General features: G+C 69.4%; 18 protein-coding genes. 7 read left to right on the forward strand and 11 right to left on the reverse strand.

Going from position 1 to position 21,763, the window contains the following annotated elements:
* Positions 1 to 349 precede the first annotated feature (349 nt).
* The 3 genes from FHR97_RS15755 (at position 350) to FHR97_RS15765 (ending at position 5,541) form a co-directional block, all read left to right on the forward strand.
* Entirely contained in the window at positions 350 to 1,666 is a 1,317-nt protein-coding gene (locus FHR97_RS15755) for a sigma-54-dependent Fis family transcriptional regulator (RefSeq protein WP_183384752.1), read from the forward strand.
* Positions 1,667 to 1,799: 133 nt separating this feature from the next.
* Positions 1,800 to 2,990: a nitric oxide-sensing protein NosP gene (gene nosP, locus FHR97_RS15760; RefSeq protein ID WP_183384753.1), complete on the forward strand. Its 1,191-nt coding sequence runs from the start codon at positions 1,800 to 1,802 to the stop codon at positions 2,988 to 2,990.
* A complete protein-coding gene (locus FHR97_RS15765; RefSeq protein WP_221187825.1) occupies positions 2,971 to 5,541 on the forward strand; it encodes a hybrid sensor histidine kinase/response regulator in 2,571 nt (856 codons plus the stop codon). The genes nosP and FHR97_RS15765 overlap by 20 nt, the downstream gene beginning before the upstream one ends.
* A gap of 25 nt (positions 5,542 to 5,566) precedes the next feature.
* Here FHR97_RS15765 and FHR97_RS15770 read toward each other — a convergent pair whose 3' ends face one another.
* On the reverse strand, positions 5,567 to 6,226 hold the full coding sequence (locus tag FHR97_RS15770) for a response regulator (RefSeq protein ID WP_183384834.1): 660 nt from the start codon (positions 6,224 to 6,226) through the stop codon (positions 5,567 to 5,569).
* 365 nt (positions 6,227 to 6,591) lie between these two features.
* Here FHR97_RS15770 and FHR97_RS15775 point away from each other — a divergent pair, with 365 nt between their 5' ends.
* The 3 genes from FHR97_RS15775 to adhP all read left to right on the forward strand — a co-directional run bounded on the left by FHR97_RS15775 (position 6,592) and on the right by adhP (position 10,582).
* Positions 6,592 to 7,665 (forward strand): sulfite oxidase, encoded by a 1,074-nt coding sequence (locus FHR97_RS15775; RefSeq protein WP_221187826.1) that lies wholly within the window; start codon positions 6,592 to 6,594, stop codon positions 7,663 to 7,665.
* A gap of 259 nt (positions 7,666 to 7,924) precedes the next feature.
* Positions 7,925 to 9,445, forward strand: coding sequence for an acetaldehyde dehydrogenase ExaC (gene exaC, locus FHR97_RS15780; RefSeq protein ID WP_183384756.1), 1,521 nt, complete (start codon positions 7,925 to 7,927; stop codon positions 9,443 to 9,445).
* Between the two features lie 111 nt (positions 9,446 to 9,556).
* Complete coding sequence (adhP, locus tag FHR97_RS15785; protein WP_183384757.1) at positions 9,557 to 10,582, forward strand: alcohol dehydrogenase AdhP; 1,026 nt, start codon at positions 9,557 to 9,559, stop codon at positions 10,580 to 10,582.
* A 70-nt stretch (positions 10,583 to 10,652) separates the two neighbouring features.
* Here adhP and FHR97_RS15790 read toward each other — a convergent pair whose 3' ends face one another.
* From FHR97_RS15790 to FHR97_RS15835, 10 genes are all read right to left on the reverse strand, one after another.
* Positions 10,653 to 10,892, reverse strand: coding sequence for a hypothetical protein (locus FHR97_RS15790; RefSeq protein WP_183384758.1), 240 nt, complete (start codon positions 10,890 to 10,892; stop codon positions 10,653 to 10,655).
* 68 nt (positions 10,893 to 10,960) lie between these two features.
* The gene (locus FHR97_RS15795) at positions 10,961 to 11,326 is read right to left on the reverse strand and encodes a DOPA 4,5-dioxygenase family protein (protein ID WP_183384759.1); all 366 of its coding nucleotides are present in this window, start codon (positions 11,324 to 11,326) and stop codon (positions 10,961 to 10,963) included.
* 82 nt (positions 11,327 to 11,408) lie between these two features.
* Positions 11,409 to 12,650, reverse strand: a complete 1,242-nt coding sequence (locus FHR97_RS15800) for a cyclic di-GMP phosphodiesterase (protein WP_183384760.1) — start codon at positions 12,648 to 12,650, stop codon at positions 11,409 to 11,411.
* 77 nt (positions 12,651 to 12,727) lie between these two features.
* Positions 12,728 to 13,666 carry a carbon-nitrogen hydrolase family protein gene (locus FHR97_RS15805; RefSeq protein WP_183384761.1) on the reverse strand — a complete coding sequence of 313 codons (939 nt, stop codon included), beginning with the start codon at positions 13,664 to 13,666 and terminating at the stop codon, positions 12,728 to 12,730.
* Positions 13,667 to 13,811: 145 nt separating this feature from the next.
* A complete protein-coding gene (gene betT, locus FHR97_RS15810) occupies positions 13,812 to 15,863 on the reverse strand; it encodes a choline BCCT transporter BetT (protein WP_183384762.1) in 2,052 nt (683 codons plus the stop codon).
* A gap of 182 nt (positions 15,864 to 16,045) precedes the next feature.
* The gene (locus FHR97_RS15815) at positions 16,046 to 16,699 is read right to left on the reverse strand and encodes a hypothetical protein (protein WP_183384763.1); all 654 of its coding nucleotides are present in this window, start codon (positions 16,697 to 16,699) and stop codon (positions 16,046 to 16,048) included.
* Between the two features lie 101 nt (positions 16,700 to 16,800).
* A complete protein-coding gene (locus FHR97_RS15820; RefSeq protein ID WP_183384764.1) occupies positions 16,801 to 17,514 on the reverse strand; it encodes a response regulator in 714 nt (237 codons plus the stop codon).
* Complete coding sequence (locus tag FHR97_RS15825) at positions 17,511 to 18,950, reverse strand: ATP-binding protein (RefSeq protein ID WP_183384765.1); 1,440 nt, start codon at positions 18,948 to 18,950, stop codon at positions 17,511 to 17,513. Before FHR97_RS15825 ends, FHR97_RS15820 begins: the two co-directional genes overlap by 4 nt.
* A gap of 277 nt (positions 18,951 to 19,227) precedes the next feature.
* Positions 19,228 to 20,154: a LysO family transporter gene (locus tag FHR97_RS15830; RefSeq protein WP_183384766.1), complete on the reverse strand. Its 927-nt coding sequence runs from the start codon at positions 20,152 to 20,154 to the stop codon at positions 19,228 to 19,230.
* 247 nt (positions 20,155 to 20,401) lie between these two features.
* Positions 20,402 to 21,055, reverse strand: coding sequence for a hypothetical protein (locus FHR97_RS15835; RefSeq protein WP_183384767.1), 654 nt, complete (start codon positions 21,053 to 21,055; stop codon positions 20,402 to 20,404).
* Between the two features lie 141 nt (positions 21,056 to 21,196).
* Between FHR97_RS15835 and FHR97_RS15840 the strand changes: the two genes are divergently transcribed.
* Positions 21,197 to 21,754, forward strand: a complete 558-nt coding sequence (locus FHR97_RS15840) for a DJ-1/PfpI family protein (protein ID WP_183384768.1) — start codon at positions 21,197 to 21,199, stop codon at positions 21,752 to 21,754.
* Positions 21,755 to 21,763 lie beyond the last annotated feature (9 nt).

Raw genomic sequence — 21,763 nt, forward strand, 5'->3', positions numbered from 1 at the left:
CCCGGCACCGCCGCAAGTTGGATTCCGTCGTCCGCCGCCCTCCGGCATAGGACTAAATGCCCACTCTCTCCTGCCAAAGTATCGAAGGATCGGTCCGGTCCCTGTGCTTTACTGGAGGTGGCAGACGCCACTCTCTCGGTGGGTTACCCAGGAGGCAGGCCATGTGGCCCAAACGACGTGATACCGGCCGACGCCCTGGCGTTGCAGTCACCCGCTATACCGGCCGCGGGAGACTAGACTGCTACTGCGACAAGGAGGCATGGGACCCCGGGAGAACCCGACTCCCATTCCACGGGATGGATGACCGTCCATGTGGCCTGCATGCGAGGCCTGATGACCGGAGCCGCCGATGACAACCGCCTTCCCTTCTACGACCTCGTCTTCCGCTGGCCCCAACGAGTTGACGCTGGCGATGCTGCGGCGACAGAACCAGTTCTTCCGCGGCAGTGGAGGCGTCAGCGCGGGCAACCGCTCGCAGGGGTTTCGGCCCGCCTTCTACGACATGGATACCGGTATCGTCTACCCCTCCCGGTTCGCCAGCGGCCTGGAGGCTCCCATGCACCTGCTGGATGGCCTGCCCGATGACCTGGTCGTCTCGCGCCTGGCCAATGGCCGGGTCGAGGCGGTCAAGCCCGGCATCGTGGCGGGCTTCATTCGCCACGACCAATTCTTCACCCGCCAGCAGGCGGCCAGGGCCACGGCGCAGCCCGAGGATCTTGCCGGTCGCTTCAGCAATCCCCGGGATCACCGCCGCCTGCTGGTGTTATGGGAGCGCTTCGTCGAGGACCAGGAGGTGGGCGCCGACCATATCCGGCCGGTCGTCGAGGCATCCTGGCATCGCTGTCACGCCGGCCGGGTCGACCCGGAGCGGCGCCATGCGCCCTTGGTGGCCGACACGCAGGCGCTCGATCGGCATCGCGATCGCCAGGCGGCTCTGCGTGAGGCCGCGCAACCGGTCCTGGCTCGGGCCGGCGAGCTGCTTCTCGAGGAGGACAACCTGGTGTTGCTGGCCGATCCCGAGGGACTCGTCCTGGATGTCGCCGGGGACCATCGGACCCGTGCCCAGGCCGAGACGGTCAACCTGATGGCGGGCGGCCTCTGGTCGGAACGCGACGTGGGCACCAACGCCATCGGCACGGCCCTGACCGCCGCCGAGCCGGTACAGCTCTACGGGGCCGAGCACTTCTGCACCGGTATCAAACGCTTTACCTGCTCGGCCGATGTGATCCGCGACCCCCACGACGGCCGAGTGCTGGGGGTAATCGATGTCTCGGGCCGGACCCGCAGCTATCGGCCCCATGCCCTGGACTTCGCGATGTCGGCCGCCCGCATGATCGAGGCCAACCTGATGGCCGGCTACTTTCAGTGCCGTGATCGGGTGATCGAGGCGAGCCGCGATGCCTTCCGCCGCTGGCCGGGCGAGGGTCTGCTGGCCTTCGATCGTCGCGGGCGGCTGGTCAAGGCCAACACGCCGGCCCATGACGCCCTGCGACGCCTGGGCGCCGACATGGCGCTGACGCCCCAGACACGCTTGCCGTCGCTGGACCGGGACGCGTTCGGTGGGACCCAGGCGACGCCGGCGTGGCTGGCAAGCCAGGAGCGCCAACCGCTGGGGGCGCCTGACCGCGAGGTGGGCACTCTGGTGCGGTTGTCGGCCAGGTCCTGAGGGGACAGTGAGCGCCCCGGCGACTACTACCCAAGTCGCACTCCCGGTGTCGCAGACGGCACCCAAGTCGCATATCCCGCCGCGGCGCTTCTCTCTAGACTGGAGAGACCGTCCCGCCGATGAGTGATCCCGCATGGAGATCGAGCCGTCACCCTTGCCGCCTGTCGCCGACGCGCCCGCGGCGTCCCCCGTGCTGGTCGCCCAGTCGCGGGCCCGGGACCCGGACATGGCCGCCCAGGACCTGGCCCGTCGCCTGTTGCATCCCTGCCTCGGCGGGGTGCTGTTCTTCTGCTCCGCGGAGTACGATCTCGAGGCCCTGGGACGCGCTCTTGAGGAGCACTTCGGCGGCGTCTCGTTGTGCGGCTGCACCACCGCCGGCGAGATCGGCGAGGGCGGCTATGGCCGCGGTGGCATCACCGCCATCGGCTTCGATCAACGCTACTTCGCCTTCGACCATGCGCTGATCGAGGATCTCGACGGTGTCTCGCTGCTCGATGCCCAGCGCCTGAGCGACCGGCTGCTCGACCGCTGTCGTCAGGCGGCGATCGCCCCCATCAAGGCCCATACCTTCGCTCTGACCCTGCTCGATGGCCTCTCGGCCAGCGAGGAGCGGGTGCTGGCGACCCTCAATGCCGCGCTCGGCAGTATTCCCCATTTCGGCGGCAGCGCCGGCGACGACAACCGGCTCGCCGGCACCCATGTCTACGGCGAGGGGCGCTTTCTTAGCGGGGCGGCGGTGGTGGTGATGGTCAACAGCGTGCTCGACTTCGAGGTGTTCACCACCCATCACCTGCGTCCCCTGGACGACAAGCTGGTGGTGACCGCCGCCGACCGTGAGCAGCGTCGCGTGATCGAGCTCAATGCCGAGCCCGCCGCCGAGGAGTACGCCCGGCTGGTGGGCTGTGCGGTGGACGAACTGGGCGAGGCGGTCTTCGCCCGCCATCCGCTGGCCGTGCGGCTGCACGACCAGACCTATGTGCGTTCGATCCAGCGCGTCAACGACGACCTCAGCCTGAGTTTCTACTGCGCCGTGGAGAACGGCATCGTGCTCACCGCCATGGCCGCCGCGCCGCTGCTCGACGACCTGCAACGCGTGCTCGACGATATCGTCGCGCGCCTGGGGCCACCGCGGCTTGTCATCGGTTGCGACTGTTTCCTGCGTCGCCTGGAGATCGACCTGGACGGTTTGAGCGAGGCCGCGTCCCGGCTGCTGAGCCGCTATCACGTGGTGGGGTTCAATACCTACGGAGAGCAATGCAATGGCCTTCACCTCAACCAGACCTTTACCGGGGTCGTCATCGGCCATGGACGCCGCCGCTCCTGAGCCCGGCGAGCGCGAGCGGGCCCTGGAGCGCGAGGTCGCCAAGCTCAAGCGCATCAATGCGGCCTTGATCGAGCGCGTCGAGGCCAGCAACCTGCCACGCAGTGCCCCCTATGCGGCCTTCGAGCATGCCGCGCTGCTCGCCGAGCAGGTCCGTGAGCGGACTCAGGAGCTCAACCAGGCCATGCACGAGCTGCGGGCCAGCAACCGCCTGCTGGTCGAGGCCCGAGAACGCGCCGAGACCGCCGGCCAGTACCTGGTCGATGCCATCGAGAGCATCACCGACGCCTTCGTGTTGTTCGATGCCGACCAGCGCATCCAACGCTTCAACAGCCGCTTCGCCGAGTTCTGGCGCCCGGCAGGAATCCACATCGCGAACGGCATGCACATGCAGGAGTTGCGTCGCCTGGCGTTGGCCTCGGGGCTGGTGCTCAGCGAGCAGCTTGGCCATGGCGACCGGCGCACCCTCTATCGCCTCCATGACGACCGTTGGGTCCAGGTGCACCAGCGGCCCACCCGCGGCGGGGGGCGGGTGATGCTCTACGTCGATATCACCGCGCTCAAGCGCCAGGAGCATGCCCGCCGCGAGCACGCCCTGGCCCAGAAGAGTCGCCTGCAGCAGGTCACGCTGGACAGCCTGTCCCAGGGCGTGGCGGTGATCGGTGCCGGTGGCCAGCTGGAGATGTGCAACCAGCGCTTCCGGACCCTGACCGGGCTCGCCTCCCTCGAGGTGCCCCACGACCTGGCGGTGCTGCAGGGGCGCAGCGCCTTGATCGTCGCCGGCGACGCCCGCGGCGTCACCACCCCCTGCGAGCGCCAGCTGCCCGATGGCCGGGTGGTGGAGGTGCGCGGCCATGCCATGCCCGGCGGCGGCCAGGTACTGACCTACACCGACGTCACCGAGCGCATCCGCCATGCCGAGGTCCTGCGTGAGCGCGAGCGGTGGATCCGTACCATCACCGACGAACTGCCGGCGATGATCGCCTACCTCGATCGCGACCTGCGCTACGTGTTCACCAATCGCGTCTACGAGGAATGGTACGGCTGGCCGCGGGACCTGCTGCTCGGCGGCGAGCTCACGGCCCTGCACGGCGTCGAACATTGCGCGCGCCTGGCCCCCTACCTGGACCGGGCGCTGGCCGGGGAGAGCGTGTCCTTCGAGTTCCCCGAGCACGGGGCCAATGGCCAGGAACGGGTCCTGCTGCGGGCCTACGTGCCCCACGTCGGCGAGGACGGCGAGGTGCTCGGGCTCTTCGTGTTGATCCGCGACATCACCGAGCGGCGGCGTTCCGCCGAGGCATTGCACCAGGCCTACCAGAACCTCGAGCAGCGGGTCCGCGAGCGGACCACCGAGCTGACCCGGGTGAACACCCGGCTGCGCGGCGAGATCGCCGAACGCGCCGCCGTCGAGCAGCGCCTGCGCGAGGCCAAGGCCGAGGCCGAGGCGGCCAACCTCTCGAAGACCAAGTTCCTGGCGGCGGTCAGTCACGACCTGTTGCAGCCGCTCAATGCCGCGCGCCTGTTCACGGGGGCCCTCGGCGAGCAGGCGGTCACGGCGGATGGCCGGGAACTGATCGAGCAGATCGGTCGCTCGCTGAAGGACGTCGAGACGCTACTCGGCACCCTGGTCGATATCTCCAAGCTCGATGCCGGGGTCGTGACCCCCGATGTCGCCGCCTTCCCGGTGGCCGAGCTCCTCGACGGCCTGGCCCGGGAGTACCGCCAGGTGGCCGCCAGCGAGGGCCTGGCGCTGCACTATGTGGCGAGCGACGGCGTGGTGCAGAGCGATATCCAGCTGCTGTCCCGGGTGGTGCGCAACTTCCTGACCAATGCCATCCGCTACACGGAGCGGGGGCGCATCCTGCTCGGTTGCCGACATCGCCCCGAGGGGCTGGAGATCCAGGTGGTCGACACCGGCATGGGCATCGAGGAAGCCGAACTGGGGGCGATCTTCCAGGAGTTTCGACGCTCCCATGCCGTCGGTAAGCGCCAGGATCGCGGCCTGGGGCTGGGCCTGGCCATCGCCGACAAGATCGCCCGCATGCTCGACCATCCGCTGGGGGTGGCCTCGATCGCCGGGCGCGGCTCTCGGTTCAGCATCCTGCTGCCCCACGGCCGGCTGTCCCCGCGCGGTGCTCCGGCGCCGGCGTCGACCCCGGGCGACAACCTGGCCCTGCAGGGGCGGCGCGTCTGGGTGATCGACAACGACACCGACATCTGCGAGGCGATGCGTCTGCTGCTCGGCCGCTGGGGATGTCGCGTCCGGGTCGCCGAGAGCGAGGCGGCGCTGGCCGCCCAGCTCGACCTCGCCACCGCCCCGGCGGACGTGCTGGTCGTCGACTATCACCTGGACGAGGGGGACACCGGTGTGGCGCTGGCCGAACGGCTCAATGCCGCGCGCCGGGTCCCGCTGCCGGTGGTGGTGATCACCGCCAACCATAGCCATGACCTCCGACAGCAGCTGCGCGAGCGGGGCCACGGCCTGCTGCACAAGCCGGTGAAACCGCTCAAGCTGCGCATGCTGCTGGCGCAGTTGCTGAGCGGGGCGCGGTGAGACGTTGGTCGGGCGAGGCTGACGGTCAACGCCTGAGGTAGGCGTCGAAGTCGATATCGCTGGCCGAGAGAATCGCCTGCACCCGGTTGTGCACCCCGAGCTTGCGCAGGATCGCCGAGACATGGGCCTTGACCGTGGTCTCGGCGATGTTCAGGTGGTAGGCGATCATCTTGTTGGATTCGCCGCGGGTCAGGCGCTCGAGCACCTCCAGCTGCTTGCGCGTCAGGGTCTCGAGCCGCTGGGGGCTGAGCCCTGGTTCGGCGCCGTGGCCCGGGGGGGTGCCGGTGGCGCGCATGATGTCCGCAGGCAGGTAGATGTTGCCATCGAGGATCTGGGCGATCGCCCTGGTCATCTGCTCGCGGGGCGACGACTTGGTGATGAAGCCTACCGCGCCATAGGTCACGGCCTGCAGGATGACCTGCTTGTCCTCCTCGGCGGAGATGATCACCACCGGGATCGTCGGGGCCTCGTTGCGTAACCGCAGCAGTCCCCCCAGGCCATGCATGCCAGGCATGTCGAGGTCGAGCAGGATCAGGTCCAGGTCGTCGTGCTCGCTGGCCATCGCCAGGGTGGCCTCGAGGTCCTGGGTCTCGAGCACCTCGGCGGCGTCGAAGCCGTCGCGGATGACCCGGCCGATGGCCTCGCGGAACAGCGGGTGATCGTCGGCGATCAGTAGCTTGTACATGGCTATGGCCTTGTCGTTGTCGTCGATCGGCATCGCCATCCTGTGCATGTGGCGTCTCCCGGCGGCCTCGAACGGCCGTGCCCGGGTGGCGGCCCAGCGTGGGGGGAGGGCATGGGCGTCCCGCTCCATGATGACGCCAAACGGCACCGGGAGAACTACGACTTCCGTCGGGGCGAGGCCCGGCACACGCCGGGCACCCTGTCGGACGGCCGACGCCCAGGGGGAAGTGCCCGAGGGGGCCGTTCGCCGCACGCGAGTCGTCTCCTTGTCGAGGGGCCCCGGGGCGGTGGAGCGCTATACTGATGACAACCCACCTCGACCGTAGCCGACCACTGCGGCCGTTCCGCGTCAGACGGGAGGGCGGCATGACCACGGACTTCACCCTCGAAGAGCTGCAGTCGGCGACCCGCAATCATGGCATGCCGCTCGAGGGGCTGGCCTACGCGACCACGCCCCTGGGCATGCACTACGTGCTCACCCACTTCGATATTCCCCGGGTCGACCCCGAGGCATGGCGCCTCGAGGTCGACGGCCGGGTCACCCGAGCGCTGTCCCTGTCGCTGGAGGAGCTTCGCTCGCGGCCTCGCGTCAGCCAGCCGGTGACCCTGGAGTGTGCCGGCAATGGTCGGGCGCGCCTCGAGCCCCGGCCGCACAGCCAGCCGTGGCTCGACGAGGCCGTCGGCACCGGCGAATGGACCGGGACCCCGCTGGGGCCGCTGCTCCAGGAAGCCGGGCTACTCGATGAGGCCAGGGAGGTGCTCTTCACCGGACTCGATCGCGGCGAGCAGGGCGGGATCGTCCAGCGGTACCAGCGCGCGCTGTCCGCCGCCGACTGCCTGCGCCCCGAGGTGCTGCTGGCCTACGAGATGAACGGCGAGCCCCTGCCACCCCAGCATGGTTTCCCGCTGCGTCTGATCGTGCCCGGCTGGTATGGCATGACCCAGGTGAAATGGCTGCAGCGCATCACGGTGCTCGACGAGCCGTTCTGGGGATACCAGCAGAACGTCTTCTATCGCATCGCCCAGCACGAGGACGACCCCGGGGTCCAGCTGAGCCGCATGTATCCCCGGGCGTTGATGGTGCCGCCGGGCATGCCGGTGTTCGAGACCCGCGAACGCCTGCTCCCCCCTGGCCACCACCCACTGCAGGGTCGGGCCTGGTCGGGCTGGGGCAGCATCGACCGTGTCGAGGTCAGCACGGATGCGGGCCAGCACTGGCAGGTGGCCGCGCTCGAATCCCCGACGGCGCCCCATGCCTGGCAGGCGTGGTCCCTGGACTGGGAGGCCGACGAGGGCCGCCACGAGCTGCTCTGTCGGGCCACGGACGCGGCCGGCAACGTGCAGCCGCTGGTGCCGCAGTGGAACCTCAAGGGGGTCGCCAACAATGCGGTCCAGCGCCTGATGGTCCAGGTGCGCCGCGAGTTCGAGCCCGCCCCCTGAGCCATCCCCGCGCTCCCGGTGGCGGGCTTGCCGCCGCCGTGCAGGGCCTTTCGCCAACGGACAGATGCTACCCGGTAGCGCGGCCACCGCCCGATGGGCGGTGCCAGGGAACTACGACCAAAGACCCCCATCCGTTGCGCCCAAGGCAGGATGGGCGCACGCGCAGGATTCACTACTCTCTATTGCATGCGACGCGTCCGGCTGAAGTCCTCGGCCGCGAGCGGATCGTCGTGATTCCCAACAGGCAGGAGTGCGCACCATGATCTACGCCAACCCCGGTAGCCCCGATTCCCCGGTTTCCTTCGCGCCCCGTTACGGCAACTACATCGGCGGCGAGTTCGTCGCGCCGCTCAAGGGGCAGTACTTCGACAACGTCAGCCCGGTCAACGGCGAGGCGTTCTGCGAGATTCCCCGCTCCACGGCGGAGGACATCGAGCGAGCCCTGGACGCCGCCCACGCCGCCGCGCCGGCCTGGGGCCGGACCTCGGCCACCGAGCGCTCCAACCTGCTGCTCAGGATCGCCGATCGCATCGAGCAGAACCTGGAGATGCTCGCCGTCGCCGAGACCTGGGACAACGGCAAGGCGGTGCGCGAGACACTGAACGCCGATATCCCCCTGGCGGTCGACCACTTCCGCTACTTCGCCGGCTGCATCCGCGCCCAGGAGGGCACCGCGGCGGACATCGACGCCAACACCGTGTCCTACCACTTCCACGAGCCGCTGGGGGTGGTGGGGCAGATCATCCCCTGGAACTTCCCCATCCTGATGGCCGTCTGGAAGCTCGCCCCGGCCCTGGCCGCCGGCAACTGCGTGGTCCTCAAGCCCGCGGAGCAGACCCCGGTGTCGATCCTCAAGGTCATGGAGCTGGTCGGCGACCTGCTGCCCCCCGGGGTGGTCAACGTGGTCAACGGCTACGGCGCCGAGGCCGGCCAGGCGCTGGCCACCAGCACGCGCATCGCCAAGATCGCCTTCACCGGCTCGACCCCGGTGGGCGCACACATCCTCAAGTGCGCCGCCGACAACATCATCCCCTCCACCGTGGAGCTGGGCGGCAAGTCGCCGAACATCTACTTCGCCGACATCATGGACGCCGAGCCGGCGTTCATCGACAAGGCCGCCGAGGGGCTGGTGCTGGCCTTCTTCAACCAGGGCGAGGTGTGCACCTGCCCGTCCCGGGCGCTGATCCAGGAGTCGATGTACGACGCCTTCATGGCCAAGGTCATGGAAAAGGTGACGAGCATCCAGCGTGGCAACCCGCTGGACACCGACGTCCAGGTCGGCGCCCAGGCCTCCCGGGAGCAGTTCGACAAGATCATGTCGTACATGGACGTCGCCCGGGAGGAGGGCGCCGAGTTCCTCACCGGGGGCAACCGCGAGACCCTGGATGAGTCGATCAACGATGGCTTCTATATCCAGCCGACCCTGCTCAAGGGCCACAACAGGATGCGCGTCTTCCAGGAGGAGATCTTCGGCCCGGTGGTGGCGGTGACCACCTTCAAGGACGAGGCCGAGGCGCTGGCCATCGCCAACGACACCGAGTTCGGCCTCGGCGCCGGGGTGTGGAGCCGCGACATCAACGTGGCCTTCCGCATGGGGCGTGGCATCCAGGCCGGCCGCGTGTGGACCAACTGCTACCACCAGTATCCGGCGCATGCCGCCTTCGGCGGCTACAAGAAGTCCGGCGTGGGCCGCGAGACCCACAAGGTGGCCCTCGAGCACTATCAGCAGACCAAGAACCTGCTGGTCAGCTACGACACCAACCCGCTGGGCTTCTTCTGAGGCCCCTGCCCCCCGGGCACCCTGCCCGGGGCGGCTCCCCTGACGAGTCGATGCCCGGTATCGCACAGGCGATGCCGGTGCCTGCCAACGCAACGGTTAGGAGTAGGATTCATGGACAAGACGATGCAAGCCGCCGTGGTGCGGTCCTTCGGCGAGCCGCTGAGCCTGGAAGAGGTCGAGGTGCCCCGCCCGGGGCGCGGCGAGATCCTGGTGAAGGTGGCCGCCTCCGGTGTCTGCCATACCGATCTTCATGCGGCCCATGGCGACTGGCCGATCAAGCCCGAACCGCCCTTCATCCCCGGCCACGAGGGTGTCGGCCACGTGGCGGCGGTGGGCGAGGGCGTCAGCCATCTCAAGGAAGGCGACCGGGTCGGGGTGCCCTGGCTGTATTCCGCCTGCGGGCACTGCGAGCACTGCCTGGGGGGCTGGGAGACCCTGTGCGAGTCCCAGCAGAACACCGGCTACTCGGTGAACGGCGGCTTCGCCGGCTATACCCTGGCCGATGCCGGCTACGTGGGGCGGCTGCCCGACAACGTCGATTTCCTGGAGATCGCGCCGGTGCTCTGTGCCGGGGTCACCGTCTACAAGGGGCTCAAGATGACCGACACCCGTCCCGGGCAATGGGTCGTAATCTCCGGCATCGGCGGCCTCGGCCACATGGCGGTGCAGTACGCCCGCGCCATGGGGCTCAACGTTGCCGCGGTGGATATCGACGACACCAAGCTGGCGCTCGCCAAGCGCCTGGGGGCCAGCGTGACGGTCAACGCCCTGACCACCGACCCGGCCGCCTACCTCAAGCGCGAGATCGGCGGTGCCCATGGCGTGCTGGTCACCGCGGTCTCGCCCAAGGCCTTCGAGCAGGCGCAGGGCATGGTGCGACGCGGGGGAACCATCTCGCTCAACGGCCTGCCCCCCGGCGACTTCCCGCTGCCGATCTTCGACACCGTGCTCAACGGCATCACCGTGCGCGGCTCCATCGTCGGCACCCGCCAGGACCTGCAGGAGGCCCTCGACTTCGCCGGCGAAGGCAAGGTCAAGGCCACGGTGGCGAGCGACCGGCTGGAGAACATCAATGACATCTTCCAGCGCATGATCGATGGCCGGATCGAAGGGCGCGTCGTGCTCGACATGAGCTGATCGAGGCTGGACAGGGCGTGACCGGGGCGCGCTCAGGCGTGCCCCGGTCACGTGTCTGGCCGCGGCGGCCCTAGGAGCGTATCACCATCTTTGCCTCGGTGAGCTGCTTGACCACGCTCTTGAAGCTGTTCTTGAGGACCAGCAATTCGCCATTGGCCAGGGTGACCACGGCCACGGGCTCATGGCGCGGCTCATTTTCCGCCTCGAACTCGGGACGGATCTGGGCGATCTGGTCGAGATGCAGCAGGAGGACGAACTCCTCCTCGGTGGAGGGGTAGTCGCTGACGACCTCGATGAAGCGTTGACTCATGGGTGCCTCGCTCGACAGCGGTATGTGCCCATCAGTGTAGTCGAGGCCCGCCGGGACGAGGTCGCGCCTCAGTCGTCGCCGAAGACGGTCAGGTCCAGGGCGTGGCTGCGGCCCAGCCACATCACCCCCTGGGTATGGTCGAAGCGGTCGTCGCCGGTGCCGACGTGGACGAAGACATCCAGCGAGCCCCGGTTGAGGGCCAGCCAGGGCACGACCTCGCCGAACAGCTCGGCGGCAAAGGACAGCTGGCAGCTCCACAGGGGATGGGGGCCCACCGGTCGCTCGTGGAAGCGCCCCACCCGAATCGCGAAGCGTTCGGCGGCGGCTTCGGCCACGCGGCGGGCCTCGGCGAGTCCCGCCGCATCCTCATAATACAGATGGGCGTGGTAGTAGGTGATGCGGCGCGGGTCGGTGAGGGGCGAAGTATCGCTCATGGCCGTCTCCTGGCAGGGGGCCTCAGGGTAACCGTTGTGCGGCGGCGCCGCGAGGCGGCCCCCCGACACGAGCCCCGGGGCGTCAGCCACCGGGGATCGGCAGGCTCTCCAGCTGGACTCCGTAGGCGCCCGGGGGCAGTGCCTTGTCCACCGAGAGCCGGAACCCGTCGAGGGTCGGCTCGGCGAGGTCGACCAGCTGCCCGGGGATGGCCGTCTTGCGTTCGTCGAGCTTGACCAGCACCTGCGGCCGAAGCGGCTGGTCGGGCACCTGGGCGACCACGATGCCGACCATGCCGTTGTTGAGCTCGACCAGGGTGCCGAGGGGGTAGAGGCCGATCCAGTCGATGAAACGGTCGACCAGTCGGCCGTCGAAGTGGCATCGACGGCCCTGGTGGAGGATGCCCAGGGCCTCGGTCGCCGGTCGGGCCGGACTGTAGACGCGGTCGCTGGTGATGGCGTCATAGGTGTCGACGATGGCGAGGATCCGGGCGGCCTCGCCGATGTCCCGGGCCGGCTTGCCGCGGGGGTAACCGCTGCCGTCGAGACGCTCGTGATAGTCCCGGCAGGCGATCTTGACCGCCGTGGGGAGATGCGGGTCATGCTCGAGCATGGCGTAACCACGCAGTACATGGCTCTGGACGTGCTGGAATTCCTCCTCGGTGAGCGGGCCGGGCTTGTCCAGTAACGCCTGGTCGAGGCGCATCTTGCCCACGTCGTGCAGCAGGCCGGCGAGCCCCAGTTCCTCGAGCCGTGAGCGCTCGTGGCCCAGGTGCTGGCCGAAGGCCATGGCGAGGATGGCGACGTTGAGGCCGTGTTCCATTCGGTAGGCGACCCGGTGCTTGAGGCGGGTCAGCCAGACCAGGGTCTCGGGGACCACCTCCAGCGACGTGATGAGCCGGCCGATCTCCCGCTGCAGCGTCGGCAGGCGACGATACCAGTCATGCTCGTCGCGCATCAGGCGCTGCAGCGTGCGCTGGGTCTTGGTGTACAGCTGCTCGGCGTGGTGCACCTCGCGGGGATCGCGCTGCGCGACCGCCGGGCGGCGCCGCTCCTCGTCGGGCAAGGGCGCGAACTCGCTGAGGTCCGGTGGGCTCTGCAGGGCGGACAGGATCGCCTGCACCTGGGGTTGGGAGCGCTGGGGATCGACATACACCGAGCGGCAGTAGCTGCGCAGTCGGCGCAGGTCGGAGCGTCCGCGTTTCAGCAGGTGGGGCGGGACCATCCAGGGCCGATCGAGGGCGGCGATATACATGCCGTTCTCGAGCAGGCTGACCGGCACCTCGACCAGGCGTCCGCCGTTCGGGGGGTCGTTGGCGCTTTGCATGACGCTGTCTCCGGCTGTCATGGGCTGGCTACAGTTATAGACCATCCTCCGGCTGGCGGCGTGGTCGCCGGGCCCGATCAGTCCTCGAAGCGTGCCGGCACGCGGGGCTGGCGGTCCACGCTCAGCGAGAAGAGGTCCGGTCGGCCGTAGTGGCCGCCCACGTCCAGGGTGCGTCGCGCCCGCCGGGCCGCCGCGGCGTCGATGTCGGCATAGAGGATGCCCTTCTCGCGGTGCAGGGGGCCGGCGACCACCTCACCTCCCGGGGCGACCACGGTGGCGTCTCCGGGGTTGATCCACTCGTCCGGCGAGAACAGCCGGTCGCGCTCGGGAAAGTCTTCGGGAATGTCGCTCCCCTCCAGGGCCGTCGCGGTGGCGATGACCCAGCAGCCGCCTTCCCTGGCGATATGCCGCAGGCTGGCCAGGCGCGTCTCGCCGGCGTCCCAGGTCGGGTTGATGAACACTTCGAGGCCCTGGGCATAGAGCGCGAAACGGGCCAGCGGCATGTAGCACTCCCAGCAGATCAGGGCGCCGAGGCGGCCCGCCGGGGTGTCCACGACCCGCAGCCCGCTGGCATCGCCCTGGCCCCAGACCATGCGCTCCGGGTTGGTCGGCATCAGCTTGCGATGGCGGTTGAGCAGGGTGCCGTCCGGTCCGATCACCACCGCGGTGTTGTACAGGGTGGTGCCGCTGTAGCGGCCATCCCGCTCGTGGAGGCCGATCGCCAGCGTCACGGCGTTGCGGGCCGCGGCCTTCTGGAGGGGGCGCAGGTGATCCTGGTCCAGATCGAAGGCGTTCTCCCACAGGCGGGCATGGATCTCGCCGGACAGGGCCATGTCGCCCCCCGGCCGCAGGCGCCAGATCCAGGTGGGGTAGCCGGGCAGGTAGGCCTCGGGAAACACCAGCAGGCCGGCCCCCGAGGCGGCCGCCTCATCGGTCAGTGCAATGGCCCGCTCCAGGCTGGCGTCCCGGTCGAGCAGACGCGGTGGGGCCTGGATGACGGCGACTCGGGTGGGCATGGTCGGTTCCTCCCGCAAGGCCGGCGAAGACTGCCTCCTTCCACTATGGGCGCGATCCCCCGATTTGTCTGCCGTCCGGCATGGGGCAGACACGAAAGCGGCGACCCCGTGGGGTCGCCGCTCGCGTGCCGGTTCTGGGGGTGCCTCAGGCCGGGCTGAGGTCCTGGGGCGGCTCGCCCACGGAGCCGGGCATCGCCTGGACGCTGGCGCCGCCCTCGCCGGCCAGGGCCAGGAAGTGCAGGTGACGTTCGTACTCGGAAAGCACGTCGCCGAGCACCTGGCCGCGGGTATAGCCGTTGAGGTCCTTGTCCGCGCCACCCTCGGTCAGGTAGACGTCGAGGCGCACATAGTAGTCGTCGTCCGCCGGCAGGAAGCTCGGGGTGCGCAGGCGGTGGGCGCGCACCTGGTAGACGAAGCCGTGGGCGTCGTCGAAGTCCGCCTGCAGGGTCAGCTGCGGCAGCGGCTCGCCCTCGACCTCTTCCTCGGTCACCGTGGCCGGCTGGCCGCGGCTCTCGAGCTCCTCGGCGAACTGGCGCAGGGCCGGCCGGACGGCGTGCTCGATGGTGGCGGCGGCGCCGGCCCGGGTGGAGGTATCCAGTGCCCGGTCGAGGCGCTCTCGCCAGTCGCCGCCCGGCGCGGTGCCGCTGACCTGGCGGCGGGCCTCGGCCTTCTTGCTCTCCAGCCTCAGCGCGCGGGTCATGCCGGCCATGATCGCGAAGATCACCAGCGAGAAGGGCAGGGCGGTGATCACCACCGCGCTCTGCAGCGCCGACAGGCCGCCGGCCATCAGCAGGGCCACGGTGACCAGGCCGATGGCCACGGACCAGAAGATGCGCAGGCGGATGGGCGCGTCGTGGTTCACGTCCGACAGGATCGAGGTGAAGTTCGCCAGCACCAGGGCGCCGGAGTCGGCGGAGGTGACGAAGAACACGATACCCAGGAGGGTGACCACCGAGGCGGTGATGCCGATGTAGGGGTACTGCTCGAGGAAGGTGTAGATGGTGGTCTGGGGAGCGTTGAGCGCCTGCTCGCCCAGCTCGACGAGTCCCTGATTGGCGACCATCTCGATACCGCTGTTACCGAAGATCGACATCCAGGCCATCATGAAGCCCAGCGGGATCAGCAGGGCGCCGATGACGAACTCGCGGATGGTCCGACCGCGGGAGATGCGCGCCAGGAACAGGCCGACGAAGGGCGTCCAGGCGATCCACCAGCCCCAGAAGAAGATGGTCCACCAGCCCTTCCACTGCTGGGCGTCCTCGCCGGCGAAGGCGTAGGTGTCGAAGCTCGAGCCGACGAAGTTGCCGAGGTAGTCCCCGGCGTTGAGCACCAGGGCGTCGAGCAGGTGCAGGGTGTCGCCCTGGAAGAGCACGAACAGCAGCAGGGCGGCGGCCAGCCCCATGTTGAACTCGGACAGGCGGCGGATGCCCTTCTCGACGCCGGTGACCACCGAGATGGTCGCGAGGATCACCACCAGCACGATCAGCACAACCTGGGTGGCGAGGCTCTCGGGGATGCCGAACATGAAGGTCAGGCCGTAGTTCAGCTGCATCACGCCGATGCCCAGGCTGGTGGCGATGCCGAACACGGTGGAGATCACCGCGGTGATGTCCACGGCGTTGCCGATGGGGCCGTTGATGCGTTTGCCCAGCAGCGGGTAGAGGGCGCTGCGGATGGCCAGCGGCAGGCGGTGGCGATAGCTGAAGTAGGCCAGCGCCATGCCCATCAGCACGTACATGCCCCAGCCGGAGAGCCCCCAGTGGAGGAAGGTCTGGGGCACGGCGGCACGCATGGCCGCGGCGCTTTCCGGGGCCATGTCTGGCGGGGTCAGGTAGTGGGACAGCGGCTCGGCCACGCAGAAGAACAGCAGGTCGATGCCGATGCCGGCGGCGAACAGCATCGAGGCCCAGGACACCAGCGAGAACTCGGGGCGCGAGTGGTCCGGGCCGAGGCGGATCGAGCCGACCCGCGAACAGCCGATCACCACCACGAAGGCGAGATAGGCCACGGCGGCCAGCATGTAGTACCAACCGAAGGTGTCATTCACCCAGGCCAGGCCGGCGTCGAAGAAGGCGCCGGCCTCCTGGGTGAACGTCATGGTCAGGACCAGGAACACCAGGATGCCTGCCACGCTGCCGTGGAAGACCGTGCGGTTGATCCGATCCCGTCGCTCGGGAAGGGCGGTGTTATCCGTCATTCAGTGAGACTCCTGTTGTTGGGGTGACTCTTTTTTTAAATGAACGTTCAAACAAAATACGCACATCCCCTGTGGTCTGCAAGTCGGCCTCCCGCCTGCGGCGGGAATCTCGAAGTTCGGTGAGAGGAAAACGAAGACGCCTGGCACGGGGCCGGGCGTCCTGGGAGGCGGGGAGGGCGGCGTCAGCCGGCGTCGGGGTGCCGGGGGCGATCGCCGCCGTGGTGCGGGCCGGGGCCCTTGTGGTCGGGACGCATGGCCTCGCGCAGGCGACTCAGCTGTTCCTCGTCGAGATGCTCGGCGAGGGTCTCGCGGTAGTCGGCGCGCAGTGCCTGCCAGGCCGCCCGGCGATCCTCGCGGCTGTCGAAGGTCCGGTCGTGCAGCGCCTGGGCCTCGGCATGGAAGGCGGCACGCTGCTCGCGGAGTGCCTCGCGGCTCGCTTCGTCGAGCTGCCACTCGTCGAACAGGGCCTCCAGGCGCGCCTCGCGGGCCTGGCGCTGCTCGGCGCGCCATTCCTGGCGCATCTCGCGCTTGGCCTGCTCGAGGGCCGCACGCTGGTCGTCATCGAGGATCTCGTCGAGCCGCTCGCGGTGCTCGGTCTGCAGCTCCTGCAGCGCCTGGTGATGCTCGGCGCGGGCCTCGGCCAGGGCATCGCGCGTCTCGGCGTCGAGGCCCGCGCGCTCGAAGAGCGCCTCGCGCTGCTCGGCGTGGAACGATCCTCCCCTGCCGTGGGGCTCGCCCTCACCGGGAGCGGCGCCGGCGGAGAGCGCCAGGGGGGCGATGGCGGCGGCCAGCAGGGCGGGAGCGAACAGCTTGCGGGTCAGGCTCATCTTCTTCATGTCCGGCATTCCTTGTGTCCTTGGGTGACGCTGGCAGTGTCGCCCGGCGACGTGCAAGGGCCGTGGACCCAGGGTGCAAAGGTGGTGCATGCCCGCGGGGCTCACTCCTCCGGCTGATACTTGTAGCCCACGCCGTAGACCGAGCGAATGATCTCGCGCTCGGGCCAGACCTCGGCGATCTTCTTGCGCAGCTTCTTGATATGGCTGTCCACGGTGCGCTCGGAGACGATGCGGTGATCGCGGTACATGTGATCCATCAGCTGTTCCCGGGAGAAGATGCGACCGGGCGACTGCATCATCACCCGCAGCAGCTGGAACTCCACCGCCGTCAGTCCCAGGTCCTGGCCGTCGGCCAGCGCCCGCCAGCCGTCCTCGTCCAGGCTCAGGGTGTTGCCGTCGCCGGCGGTCTCCGGGGCCTCGGCGGCGCGGCTGCGGCGCAGCACGGCCCGGGCCCTGGCCACCACCTCGCGGGGGCTGAACGGCTTGCAGATGTAGTCGTCGGCGCCGAGTTCCAGGCCCAGCAGACGGTCGACTTCCTCGACCCGGGCGGTGAGCATGATGATCGCCACCCGTGGCCAGCGCTGGCGAATCTCCCGGCACAGCGTCAGGCCGTCGGTGCCCGGCAGCATCAGGTCGAGCAGGACCAGCTCCGGGCGGGCCTCCTGGGCCTCGAGCCAGGGCAGGACCTTGTCGCCGTGGTCGATGTGGTGGCAGTCGAAACCGCTGCCCTCCAGGTAATCCGCCACCAGGCGGGCGATCTTGGGTTCGTCCTCGACGATCAGGACGCGGTCGGTCGCGGGGTCCGGGGCAATCATGCGTCATCCTCCCTGAGTTGATGTTCGGCGATGGCCGGAAAGGTCAGCGTCCAGCATAGCCCGCCGAGCGACGACGGGGTGGCGACCATCTCGGCGCCGTGGGCCCGGGCCAGGGCCATGGCGATGGACAGCCCCAGGCCGCTGCCGCCGCTGGCGCGGCTGCGCGACCCCTCGACCCGGTAGAGGCGTTCGGTGAGCCGCGGCAGCTCGGCCTCGGGCACCCCCGGGGCGCTGTCCTCCCAGCTCACCTGCCAGCCCTCTCCGGTGGCGGCGAGACGTACCCTCAGCCGGCCCGGGGGATGAGTATATGCACAGGTGTTGTCCAGCAGGTTGGTCCACAACTGGCGCAGGCGCTGGGTGTCGCCGCGGATCCAGGCCGGGCCCTCGATCTCGCTGTCGAGCGCGAGGTCGCTGTCGGCCAGCCAGGGGGTGGCCTCGTCGAGTCGGGCGGCGAGGCTGGCGGCCAGGTCCAGGGGCGCCAGCTGGACCTCCAGGGCACCGGCATCGCTCTGGGACAGCAGTCGCAGGTCGGCCACCAGGCGCTCGAGCTGGTCGACCTCCTGGGCCAGCGAGCCCAGGTTGTCCAGGTCCAGGGGACGGATGCCGTCCTGCATGGCCTCGATCTCGCCGCGCAGCACGGCGAGCGGCGTGCGTAGCTCGTGGGCGATGTCCGAGACCCAGCGGCTGCGCGCCTCGCGGCTGGCCTCCAGGGTGGCCGCCAGGACATTGAAGTCGCGTGCCAGGCTGGAGAGCTCGTCGCGGCCGCGCTCGGCCAGACGGGTGCTGTAGTCGCCCTCGGTGAGGCGCCGGGTGGCCAGGGTCATGCCTCGGGTGCGGCGGCCCAGCCACCAGGACAGGCCTCCCGCCAGCAGCAGGGAGGCCAGTCCCAGGGCGGCGACGATGATCGCCAGGTTACGGCGCTGCTGGGACAGGAAGATCCGATCCATGCGCGCCATCAGCTGCTGGGGCGGTCGATAGCCCAGGGTGCCGACCCGGGTGCCGTCGCTGACGATCGGCAGCCAGCGAAGCTCCGCCGCCTCCAGGTCGTTGTCCGGCGGCAGTCCGATCACCGGCAGGCCCTCGGCGTCATGGAGCACGAAGTCCTTGGGGTCTCCCAGGCGGCGCTCGATGCCCTCCGGCGGCGGGGCATCCCCCGGCCACAGCTGGCGACGCACCAGGTGATGCCAGGTTCGCGGCGACTGGCGCAGCCATTGCCAGTCGCCGCGCCACGCCCATTCGTCGGCCAGGCCCTTGGCCAGGGTCTCGGCCCGCCGGGTCTGGGTGCGGTCCAGGTACTCGATGAAGCCCTGGTCGAGGCTGCGTGACACGGCGATGAAGACCAGCCCGGAGATGGCCACATTGACCACCAGGATGATCACGAACAACTTGATCCCGAGCCGGGACACGGCCGGGGTGAAGACAGAGCGGGAACGCATCGACGGACTCCGCGGGGCCAGCAGGGACGATCAGGGTGAGACCCTATCATCCCCGATCGGTGTGCAGGCATTGTGCAGGTGACCGGTGCCACGCCGCCGTGCTGCTGGGTGACCCCTGGAGAGCGGCAGGGTGCCCATGGCCTACAGCGTCAGCAGGAACAGGATCAGCGGCGGTGAGAGCAACGAGAGGATGAAGCCGCTGACCACCGCCACCGGCACGCAGGCTACGCCGCCGTGTTGCTGGCTGATCCCTGGAGAGCGGCAGGGTGCCCATGGCCTACAGCGTCAGCAGGAAGAGGATCAGCGGCGGCGAGAGCAACGAGAGGATGAAGCCGCTGACCACCGCCACCGGCACGCAGGCCACGCCGCCGTGTTGCTGGATGACCGGCAGGGTGAAGTCCATGGCCGTGGCGCCGCCGTAGCCGATGGCCAGGGCCGCCTGGCGGTGGATCACCAGCGGGATCAGCACGAAGGCCAGCAGCTCGCGGCCGAGATCGTTGAAGAAGGCCACGCCGCCGAGCAGGGGGCCGAGCTGGTCGCCGATCAGGATGCCGGACAGGGAGTACCAGCCGAAGCCGGCGGCCAGGGCCAGGCCCTGGTTCCAGGGCAGCTCGAGCAGGGGAGCGGCGAGCAGGCCGCCGACCAGCGAGCTCGCCGCCAGGGTAATGGCAATGGCCAGGCCGAACCGGTTGAGCAGGATCTGCCGGAGCGGCATGCCGGAATTGCGCAGCTGGCAGCCGATCAGCGCGAGCAGGGCATAGAGCACCCATTCCGCCAGCCGCTCCGCCCAGGGGAACAGGCTCTCGCCCAGGGGGCCGCCGGCCACCACGCCGAGCACGACCCCCAGCAGTACCACCCCGACCAGCGACAGCGATCCGGCCATGGCGGCGAGCTTGCTGGTGGGGGCGCCGGCCACCACCCGCGAGGGATCCACCGCCAGGCGCAGCCGGCGGGACAGCCAGCCCAGGGCCGCGGGGTTGCAGGCCGAGGTCACGCCGAGCAGGGTCAGGGCCTGCCCGCCCATCCGCGAGAGCTGGCCGCCGAGGTCGTCGAGGCCGGCCAGCCCGATTCCCATCAACAGCAGGATCACGTAGATCGAGGCATTCACGCCACGGTTGATCAGGGCCATCGGCCCCGCCCGTCGGACTCGGACCAGATAGCCCAGGACCAGTGGCAACAAGACGATCAGCAGACCGGTCAGCATGCGAGAGTCCCTTCTCCTTTGGGGTGCCGTCGGCGACCCGAAAACCGGCTACTCTAGCAGCCTGTCGGACTCGACGCTGCTCTACTGCGAAACCCGGGCTCGGCCGATGTCATTCGATCTGAGTCGTTGAATAGTGTGCTATTCGCCTCATCAGATCGATAGACTCGTCTCGAAATCCGTCTTTCTCGTGACGATCGGTCAATTCCGACCGGCTGCCAGGCATTCTTGCCCCGCGGCGGAAGGGGACTCAGGGCTCGGCCAGCGCAGTCAGGGTCAGCCGGCTGCGGCGCCGGCCGTCGCGGTGGTACTCCATGGCCAGCAGCAGGCCGGGGCGCTGCGCATCGAGGTCCAGTATCAGGCGCTTGTCGGTGTCGCCGGGCTCGCTGAGGACGACTCTCACCCGATCGAAGCGGCCCTGCGGCAGGGACAGGGCATCCCGCCCCAGCACCCGGTAGCGCAGGACTTCCTCGCGGCCCCGGTGGTCACGGTAGCGCAGCGGGCAATCCCGGACGCAGGCGTTGCCGATGGCCCGGCGGGCGAGGGCGACAAGGGCGCTCTGGCGGTCGGGCAGGGCCCCCAGGTCCCGCCGGTCCAGCGAGTAGCCCCGCTGGATCCCCAGCAGCGAGTAGCCCGCGGCATAGTGCAGGGCGCGAACCCCGTCCTCGGCGACCCGGAAGCGTCCCCACTCCCGCCCCCAGGCCCCGGGCAGCTCGGTGCGCATCTCGCTCCGCCAGGCGCCCCCGTCATGGCGGAGGCGGTGGCGGATGTCGGTATCCGGCCAGCCGTCCACCTGCAGGTGATAGCGGGCGCTGAAGGCCTGCGGCGGGGGCGCTGCCAGGGCCGGCAGGGCCAGCGACAGCAGCGCCAGCCAGCCGATGAGGCGCAGGGCGGAAAGGAGCATGATGATGCCCTCGATGGGGTGACTGCCCTGAGAGCGCGGCGGGTCGCCCCGGGTTCCCGCCGGTCATGGCCGATTCATCGATGGCGGGCTAGGCTGCCCTGACAGGGCCCCGCTTTCCTCCCCATGCACAAGGAGATCCCCATGGCCAGCTTGCTGCTTATCGCCGGCGACTTCGTCGAGGACTATGAGCTCATGGTGCCCTTCCAGGCCCTCCAGGCCATGGGTCACCAGGTGGACGCGGTGTGTCCCGACAAGCGCGAGGGCGACCGCATCCGGACCGCCATCCACGACTTCGAGGGCGACCAGACCTATACCGAGAAGCCGGGCCACAACTTCGTCCTCAACGCCACCTTCTCCGAGGTCACCCCCGGCGACTACGACGGCCTGGTGATTCCGGGGGGACGCGCCCCCGAATACCTGCGCCTGGACGAGCGGGTCCTGGAACTGGTGCGTCACTTCTTCGACCACGAGAAGCCGGTGGCCGCCATCTGCCACGGGGCCCAGCTGCTGGCCGCGGCGGTCTCCCTGGAGGGGTTCCGGGTCTCGGCCTATCCGGCCTGTGCCCCGGAGGTCCATCTGGCCGGCGGCGACTTTGCCGAACTCGAGGTCGACCAGGCGATCGTCAGTGACACGCTGGTCACGGCCCCGGCCTGGCCGGCCCATCCGGCCTGGCTCGCCCGCTTCCACGCGTTGTTCTAGCCCCCGACC

Origin of the sequence: Halomonas stenophila, assembly GCF_014192275.1 — a bacterium.
GTDB lineage: Bacteria > Pseudomonadota > Gammaproteobacteria > Pseudomonadales > Halomonadaceae > Halomonas > Halomonas stenophila.

Coding starts and splice junctions, on each gene's coding strand:
- adhP (WP_183384757.1), top strand. CDS start 9,557: ATGGACAAGACGATGCAAGCCGCCGTGGTGCGGTCCTTCGGCGAGCCG.
- FHR97_RS15795 (WP_183384759.1), bottom strand. CDS start 11,326: ATGAGCGATACTTCGCCCCTCACCGACCCGCGCCGCATCACCTACTAC.
- exaC (WP_183384756.1), top strand. CDS start 7,925: ATGATCTACGCCAACCCCGGTAGCCCCGATTCCCCGGTTTCCTTCGCG.
- FHR97_RS15800 (WP_183384760.1), bottom strand. CDS start 12,650: ATGCAAAGCGCCAACGACCCCCCGAACGGCGGACGCCTGGTCGAGGTG.
- FHR97_RS15755 (WP_183384752.1), top strand. CDS start 350: ATGACAACCGCCTTCCCTTCTACGACCTCGTCTTCCGCTGGCCCCAAC.
- nosP (WP_183384753.1), top strand. CDS start 1,800: ATGGAGATCGAGCCGTCACCCTTGCCGCCTGTCGCCGACGCGCCCGCG.
- FHR97_RS15805 (WP_183384761.1), bottom strand. CDS start 13,666: ATGCCCACCCGAGTCGCCGTCATCCAGGCCCCACCGCGTCTGCTCGAC.
- FHR97_RS15830 (WP_183384766.1), bottom strand. CDS start 20,154: ATGCTGACCGGTCTGCTGATCGTCTTGTTGCCACTGGTCCTGGGCTAT.
- FHR97_RS15825 (WP_183384765.1), bottom strand. CDS start 18,950: ATGCGTTCCCGCTCTGTCTTCACCCCGGCCGTGTCCCGGCTCGGGATC.
- FHR97_RS15770 (WP_183384834.1), bottom strand. CDS start 6,226: ATGTACAAGCTACTGATCGCCGACGATCACCCGCTGTTCCGCGAGGCC.
- FHR97_RS15790 (WP_183384758.1), bottom strand. CDS start 10,892: ATGAGTCAACGCTTCATCGAGGTCGTCAGCGACTACCCCTCCACCGAG.
- FHR97_RS15775 (WP_221187826.1), top strand. CDS start 6,592: ATGACCACGGACTTCACCCTCGAAGAGCTGCAGTCGGCGACCCGCAAT.
- FHR97_RS15835 (WP_183384767.1), bottom strand. CDS start 21,055: ATGCTCCTTTCCGCCCTGCGCCTCATCGGCTGGCTGGCGCTGCTGTCG.
- betT (WP_183384762.1), bottom strand. CDS start 15,863: ATGACGGATAACACCGCCCTTCCCGAGCGACGGGATCGGATCAACCGC.
- FHR97_RS15820 (WP_183384764.1), bottom strand. CDS start 17,514: ATGATTGCCCCGGACCCCGCGACCGACCGCGTCCTGATCGTCGAGGAC.
- FHR97_RS15765 (WP_221187825.1), top strand. CDS start 2,971: ATGGACGCCGCCGCTCCTGAGCCCGGCGAGCGCGAGCGGGCCCTGGAG.
- FHR97_RS15840 (WP_183384768.1), top strand. CDS start 21,197: ATGGCCAGCTTGCTGCTTATCGCCGGCGACTTCGTCGAGGACTATGAG.
- FHR97_RS15815 (WP_183384763.1), bottom strand. CDS start 16,699: ATGAAGAAGATGAGCCTGACCCGCAAGCTGTTCGCTCCCGCCCTGCTG.